This is a genomic window from Planktothrix pseudagardhii (assembly GCF_904830925.1).
Classification (GTDB): domain Bacteria; phylum Cyanobacteriota; class Cyanobacteriia; order Cyanobacteriales; family Microcoleaceae; genus Planktothrix; species Planktothrix tepida.
Map to the genome: position 1 here is coordinate 45424 of NZ_LR882968.1, position 7570 is coordinate 52993.

General features: G+C 37.9%; 7 protein-coding genes. 1 reads left to right on the plus strand and 6 read right to left on the minus strand.

The genetic code is table 11. The annotated features are described in order from the left end of the window. Positions 1–18 precede the first annotated feature (18 nt). From NMK36_RS28670 to NMK36_RS28695, 6 genes are all read right to left on the minus strand, one after another. Positions 19–2445 (minus strand): ABC transporter substrate-binding protein, encoded by a 2427-nt coding sequence (locus NMK36_RS28670; protein WP_254175306.1) that lies wholly within the window; start codon positions 2443–2445, stop codon positions 19–21. Between the two features lie 26 nt (positions 2446–2471). Further along, complete coding sequence (locus NMK36_RS28675; protein WP_254175307.1) at positions 2472–3605, minus strand: DUF1822 family protein; 1134 nt, start codon at positions 3603–3605, stop codon at positions 2472–2474. A 53-nt stretch (positions 3606–3658) separates the two neighbouring features. After that, positions 3659–4303 carry a sigma-70 family RNA polymerase sigma factor gene (locus tag NMK36_RS28680; protein ID WP_254175308.1) on the minus strand — a complete coding sequence of 215 codons (645 nt, stop codon included), beginning with the start codon at positions 4301–4303 and terminating at the stop codon, positions 3659–3661. A gap of 28 nt (positions 4304–4331) precedes the next feature. Further along, the gene (locus NMK36_RS28685) at positions 4332–4529 is read right to left on the minus strand and encodes a hypothetical protein (RefSeq protein ID WP_254175310.1); all 198 of its coding nucleotides are present in this window, start codon (positions 4527–4529) and stop codon (positions 4332–4334) included. A 107-nt stretch (positions 4530–4636) separates the two neighbouring features. Continuing rightward, positions 4637–6055 carry an ABC transporter substrate-binding protein gene (locus tag NMK36_RS28690; RefSeq protein WP_254175311.1) on the minus strand — a complete coding sequence of 473 codons (1419 nt, stop codon included), beginning with the start codon at positions 6053–6055 and terminating at the stop codon, positions 4637–4639. Positions 6056–6096: 41 nt separating this feature from the next. Further along, positions 6097–6798 (minus strand): PspA/IM30 family protein, encoded by a 702-nt coding sequence (locus NMK36_RS28695; RefSeq protein ID WP_254175313.1) that lies wholly within the window; start codon positions 6796–6798, stop codon positions 6097–6099. Between the two features lie 252 nt (positions 6799–7050). On the opposite strand from NMK36_RS28695, the gene NMK36_RS28700 reads away from it, so the two are divergent. Further along, positions 7051–7570, plus strand: a 520-nt coding sequence (locus NMK36_RS28700; RefSeq protein ID WP_254175315.1) for a Crp/Fnr family transcriptional regulator, incomplete at its 3' end; no start/stop codon positions are given.

The window sequence follows — 7570 nt, forward strand, 5'->3', positions numbered from 1 at the left end:
TCAAGGAATTTTTCAATTTTAATTCAATAAAGGAACAAATTCATAACCTGTTCCAGTTAGGTTGGGTTGAATTTGAACTAAAATTCCTGTCGCTTTGCGATCGCCCGATGGTAAAAACTCAATCTCACCCATTGCACCCCAGGCAGAAAAATCCGGCTTGGATAAGGTTTGCTGTAAACCTTCACGAGTCTGGCTTTGTTTTAATGCTGTAATCACGGCTTGAGTTGCATCATAGGCGGTTGCACTCCGCCAATTTACGGCTCCTCCCCAAGTTTTCATGGCATTTTCTACAAAAGAATGATCAGCAAATACTGCTGGATGCCAAGGTACAGAAACCACTAAACCATTAACTTTCTCTCCCGGTTGTAATGTTCTGGCAGTATAAAGGGAGTGAGTTCCAAAAACGTTCAATCGGTTCTGATTGGCTCGCATTACATCAATGGCTAAATCAATTCTTTCAATATGAGTCGCCAATAGTAAACCCTCTGCACCCGCATTCAGGGCTTGAGAAATAACTGTAATTGGATTAAAATTCGGATCGGAAAAGTCACAAGGAATCTGAGCAATTTCCAGATTCTGATTAGCCGCTTCACTCACAAATTCATTTTTAAATGAATTATCAACCGCTTGGGAATCAAAACAAATAATTATTTTTTTTATCTGTTGATCTTCTAAAACATATTGAACTAACGGACTCACCATAAAGCGAACACTGGGAATCGTCCGAAAAATATAACGACCAAAACCCGATAGTTGATTGGTGGAACTCGTGGGAGAAATCATAACTAATTTTCCCTGCTGATAGATGGGAGCCACTGCTAAAGATGTCTCACTGGCATTATGTCCAATAACAGCAATGACGGTTGAATCTTTAACAAACTCAGTGGCGATTTCTTGGGCGATCGCAGGCTCATTTTCATCATTAGCAATTTCAACTTTTAAGGGAAGTCCTTGTATTTTCTCTTGGGTGTTAATTTCGTTTTGACCTTGAGCTACACCTCGCAAAATTTCATTGGCAATATTTAATTCTTGACCGATGGGAACGCTCACAGCAACTTTAACAGCACGTTGATTTCCAATTCTGGCATTATTGAGATAAATTAAAGCTTCTGGATCATTCCGATTGACCCGTAAAGCTGATTCAAAGTTTTTAATTGCTGTTGCAAAATCTCCGTGAGAAAAAGCTTCTGCTGCTTTTTGTTTATAAGAATTCCGTTCACCTGGAACTAAAATCTTATCCCCTACGCTGATCCGGTTAGAGGTTGGATTGGGCAATTTTGAGGGAGGAGAATAAAAGATTTTTAAGCCAATTAATGCTAAACTTGTACAAAGTATTCCACTGAATAAAATCCAGATACGACGATTAATTTTAGAATTTTTATGCAGCCAAGTTAAAGGTTTTTGAGCCGGATTTTGGTAAATAACCGGGAGCCAAGTTGCACAAGGAAATTGAGCTTCTAATCCTTGTAACTGTTCTCTAGCTTTACGAACAGCTAAATAAAAGGGAATATTTTTAGCAAAAGTTTCTAGGAAATAGCTTAAGAATTTTTGAGCAACTTGATCCGGTACAGGTTCCCGCATGACAATGACTTGAGGAATTTGTAAATCGAAGAGCGATCGCGCTAACCCTAAACCCTCACAAGAATTAAAAATTGCTAATTTTAAACCTTTATCAACAGCCGTTTTTAAACTATATTTTAACTGTTCTAAGGTCAAGCTTTCGGTTTCATTAATATAAATTCGACCGACTTCTGACTCAGTTTCCGTTGAACTATGACCCGCAAAAAATAAAATATCCCATTGTTGTTTCCATAAAAGATCATTCAATTGTTGACGCTGCGGTTGTACCAATAACGTTAAATTTGCATCGGGAATTTTTTCAAGTAACTGTTGATCCAGTTGGGTATTGATCCCTTGGCTATCTCCTAAAATCGCTAAAACTTTAATTTTTCCTTGGATGGGGATGGATAATGGTTGTTTAAAATCGGGTGCTGCTAAAGCAACTTCAGCACGAGGATAGCGTTCAAAAAGTTCACATAAATTCCAGGGTAAACGCTGAATTAAAGCATCTTGAGTTTGAACCAAGATGAGAATTTCTTGATTTTTTTGTAAATTTTCAATTAAGGTTTCTCTAACTCTTCGGAAGGGTTCAGAAGTGAGCCATTGATTTAAGCGATCGCATAAAATTCGACCTAAATCTTCACAGGTTTCAACATAGGAAACATGAGTAACTTGGGTTGGAGGAACTTTAATTCGCATTCCTCCCATTTGTCGATATGTCGCTTGCCATTGACGATAAAGCTGAGGAAGTTCAGGAAAAGGTGGTAACTTTCCTGTAATTTCTAGTGACGGAAGTTGTTCTTTTTCGCGAATTTGCAGAGTCACTGGGAACCCTTGTTCAAAATTGCCCTCACCAATTTTAAAAATGACTAACTGCTCGACCATTGTTTTTCCATTAGTCTAAATTTTGCCTAAATCATAAAACTTTCGACAATAGAAGCTTCCCCACAACTGATTTTAACACTAAATTGTTCTCCGAGTTGACCCGTAAATTTTAATTGAATGTAATTATCGGCTTTTCGGGATGTCACTTCTGAGAAAATATTACCCATGTCGTCCCTCGCCGTCAACTGTAAACCTGAAGGCAAATAGGTTTGATTTGCCATTGGATAAACCCGTAAAAGCACAGAACTTTCTCCCGGTTCAAAAGATAAAATTGCCACCATTAAGCCAACTTCATGACCCTCTAACTGCATTCCTAAATCCTTAATCCGTTTAACTCCTGCGTCTCGATTTTCAGGGTCAAGTATCCATAAACTTTCAACGGCTGACCATCGGGTTTCTTCATCCGTTGTTGTGTACAGAAGATGGGTTAAAGCAGCAATAACTTCAGGATCAGGTGTATTCAAATAACCCAAATTTTGAGCAGCTATTTTTCGTTGTTCTTCATTTTGACTGCTATAAATTTGCTCAATCAGTTGTTGGGTATTTTCAGAGGAAATAACCCGAACATTAGAACTTCGGAAGGCAAAGGTTAAATTGGTTTCTGTTGTTCCCAAGATTTCCTCAAAACTCTGCCAACCTGCGGAAAAAATCTGATTTAACCATTGACTCAGTTGAATAACTGTAACAGGTTGTTGGTGCAACCGAATTAATAAATGTTCTAAGGATTGAAGTTGATTGAGAGGCAGTTCTGTAGAAGATACCGTTGAGGCAAAACCTAAGAGAATGCCTTCTCGTTTTGATTCATTTAATTGCACAACCAAATAGCCAATTCTATCCCACCAAACTTCAGGCGGAACATAACAAATGTTTTCATTCATTAAAACAGGACGGCATTCTAAATGTCCGACTTCAGGAATATCGAGATCGGCAATATTCCCACATAAACGACCAACGGGGTTCCAGCTATAGCTGGTTTTCAAATTTGTGGAAATTTCCAACATTTCTAAGTAGTCTCGAACCACTAACACGGCTAAAGTATTGAGATAAACTTGTCTTGCTTTTTCAGAATTCGGTTGTTCTTGGGAAAATTTATCGGCTGTATTTATTGCCGCTTGGGTAATGGGAATCGTTAGGGTTAAATGTTCGATTGAAGAAGCCATAATTCGCTAAGAGTCAAAAAAATATAAAAGGAAAGTTGAACTCAGATTGAGATTTAGTCTAAGTAACCTTGTGATTTGCCAAAGTTAAGTAAACGAGGAAAACATTCACGCTGATAGAAATTGCTTAAGGTGGGAATCGGGACACCCCATTTTTGAGATAATGCTTCCCAAGAAGTTTCGGGTGGTAAGCGATATTGAATCAAAATATAGCAGTTAATATCAGGGCGATTACGCACATGAATTCGACTAAGTTGACGTTTTTCTTGTTCTAACCAGTCTCGAATTTCTTCTAAAATCGGAGGTGCAGTCGGTTGTGCGGGTAAATTATCGACGGGATCAAAACATTCATCTTCATTAGATAAGGGAGAAGTTGCCACAATTAATTGTTCCTGTGCTATTTTTTGTTGAATATCTTGAAGTCTCCTTTTGAGGTAAGCATTCAGCCAAGTTGTCACACTGGCTTGGTTGGGATTATAACAATCTCCAGTTGTCGCTTCACAGAGATTTCGGCAAAAATATAACCAAGTTTGTTGCAGTGCATCTTCATAGTGGGCTGTTTTTGCGCCTCTAAAGAGTTTGCCAGATTGTTGAATTTGACTCACAATTTGATTGAGTCCTCGCTGTCGTTCTAAACTGCCTTTAGGATAGCTACAGGTCTTAATGATGAGGGCTTGGAGTTGGTCATCGAAAGTATCCATACTTTGATTAGATTTGCAAGAGAATTGATTAATTAATAACCCAAAATCCTTGATGACGCCATTGCTGCTCTTTTAACGCTGTAGTCAGGTCTTTTTCAGAAATACAACCTTTTTCGAGTAACAATTCTCCAATTCTTTTAGAGTCTGTTCGTTGTTGGAATAAAGTCACTTCTAATTGATGTTGAGAAATTAACTTTCGTTTTAGCAAGATTTCACCTAATTTCATGTTTTGAACCTCTAATTTGAGTTGACCAGTTCTCTAAACGGGATGAGGCAGGTTTAATCTACTTTCTGATGGGTTTTGAAGAGTGTCTTGAACCCGCCTCTAAAAAATTATTGTTGTAACGACACAAATTCATAACCGGATGAACGGGGTTGTACTTGAACTAATGTGCTATCTCCTAAGCGTTCTCCTGAAGGTGAAAACTTAACAATCTCACTCGCACCTTGAGCGTTTAATTCAGGATTATGTAATGCTTGTTTTAAACCTTCCCGTGTGTTACTTTGGTGCAAACCTGCGATAATTGCTTGTGTGGCATCATAAGCCATTGCTGTGCGCCAATTAACGGTTCCGCCCCAATAGTTTTGAGCATTTGCTGCAAAAGAATTATCAACGCTACTATCAGGATGCCAAGGGACGGCTAACACCATGCCATTGACATTTTCTTGTCCCTCTTGCAAAGTTTTAAAAGTATATAATGTGGATGTGCCATAGAGGGTTAAACGCCCTTTATTGGCTTTAATTATGGCAATTGAAGGATCAAAGCGATCAATATGAGGATTGAGTAAAATTCCTTCTGCACCATTAGCAACCGCAGCAGAAACGATAGCATTTGCATTAAAATTTGGAGCGGCAAAATCACAGACTGTATCAACAACTTGACTACCTTCCGCTTCAATAGCAGAAATAAACATCTTTTGAAAATAGATTTTTTCGCTGGCTTTTCCATCAGAACAAACCAGGATTTTAGTTTTGCGATCGCTTTTAACAATTTGACGTGCTAACCTTTCCGCAACCAAGCGATTATTAGGAACAGCACGAAAAATATAATCGCCAATCTCTGTTAAATTTTGAGCCGAACTGGTAGGAGTAATTGCAACTAATTGACTTTTTTGATAAATTGGAGCAGCTTCTAAAGAAGCATCACTAGCATTATGTCCAATGACGGCTAAAACGTTTGAGTCTTGAACTAACTTTGTGGCGATTTCTTTAGCAATTTCTGGGTTATTCTCGTCATTAGCAATTTCAACCAATAAAGGAGTACCATTAATTCCTCCATTCTGATTAATTTGCTCCTGCGCTTGTGCAACTCCTCGCAAAATTTCCTGAGCTACATTTAAGTTACTCCCAATCGGAACACTCACGGCAATTTTATAAGCAGGTTTGTTACCAATTTGAGCATTATTGAGGTAAATGAGGGTTTCTGGATCATTTTTCCGTTTTTGCAGAGATGCTTTAAATTGATTAACAGCTAGGGCAAAATTACCTTGAGAAAAGGCTTGAATTCCTGCTTTCTTTTCAGAACTTGCATCGGCAGAAATTAACAATCCATTTCCTATGCTCATCCGTTCTGTTCCTGTCGAATTATTCACAGAATTTGAAAGTTGAGCATTATTATGCTGTTGCCAAGAATCTGATTTTTGATGAGAAATAAACCAATAGCTTCCTCCTAAGAAAGCTAGAAAAGCAAGGATAAAAACAATAGGAGGAGGACTATTTCTTTTGATCGATGAACCTTTGGACTGACTCATAATTTCTCCGAGTTGATTAATTAGATAGTTGTTAAGTAATGTTAATTAGATTCTGATCTCGCTAATCGTTGCAAACGCTGAATAATTTCTTCATCTAACGCCATTTTTGTGAGGTTAGATTCGAGTTGATTAATACTAGATTCAGAAAGTTCAACTTGAGCAGAAATTTGTAAATTTCTTCGTTCTACAGCAGATTTAGCCGTTTCAAATTGTTCGCAAGCCGCATCTATTTTGAGGTCTGTATTGGCTTTAGCGATCGCGGCTAAAGCTTCATTAATTTCTGATACATCTTTAAGATTTTGCAGATGAACTTTATAGGTTTCTAACTTTTGTTGTTCTCGGCTTAACTTATCTTTAGCAGCCATCACTACTTTTTCAGCTTGTATGACTTGAGCTTTTAATTCAGGTAACAATTGTTCAATTAAAATTGCCTTACTCATGGCTAAATGAGCCATTTGTTCATTTTCTTGACGATAAGCAATGGCTGCTTGTTGTTCAAAGGCATAAAATTCTTTTTCTTTAATTTCATATTTCTGTTTAGCGCGTTGATAGGCTGCCATTACGGTTGATATAGTTTGTGTTAGTTGAATCACCGATTGTTGCATCGAAGCTAAGGATTCAGCCGCCACTTCTACCGCTATTGTGTTACTAGATTGTATCGGTAAACCCCATAACCAATGCCAAGAACTAATTAATACCCGACCCGCTTTATCCCCCATTAACCAATAAATTAATGTTTTCATTTTGTATCTCCAATGTAGGGTTTTGGAGTGAAAGCAGTTAACTTTCTCTCTATTTGCTTTTCAGGGGAAGCGTCCACGGTTATCTGATTCGTTACAAAACTTTACATTGAAGAGGAAGGAGTTTAAAAATCGGTTAGGACTGTCGCCTGTAGGGCAGATTAACCGATGAATCCCTAGAAGCACTATTAAACATCAGAAAGTTTAAAAGGTACTGCTAAACTACTAGCAAAGCCGTTGTGAGTCACTTCCAGAATGTACGAAAAATTCTTTAATGCCATCAACCAATTTACTAAACTCAATCCTCAACAACAAGGGGAACTTAGCAAGTTGATAAAGCCTCAAGAGTTGCCCAAGGATACGGTTTTATTGGAACAAGGGCAAGTTTCAAATTATTTGCATTTTCTTCGAGAAGGAGTGGTAAGAGCATTCTATTACAGAGATGGAAAAGAAATAACATCCTGGTTTGGATTTGAGGGAAAAGTTATCAGTTGTTACTATAGCTTTATTTCTCGCAAGCCCTCTTCTGAAAGTATTGTGGTTGTTTCCGACTGTAAATTGTTATCTATCAGCTATGAAAACATCCAATTCCTTTATACTCAAGATCCAATTTGGAATAAGTTAGGACGTTTAATGGTTGAACATTATTATATAGAGGCTCAAGAGCGTGTCACTGCTCTTCAATCTCTATCAGCGGCAGAACGTTACGATGAACTTATCCGACAATACCCTAAAATTTTAGAGCAAGTTAAACTCGGATACATTGCTTCCTATC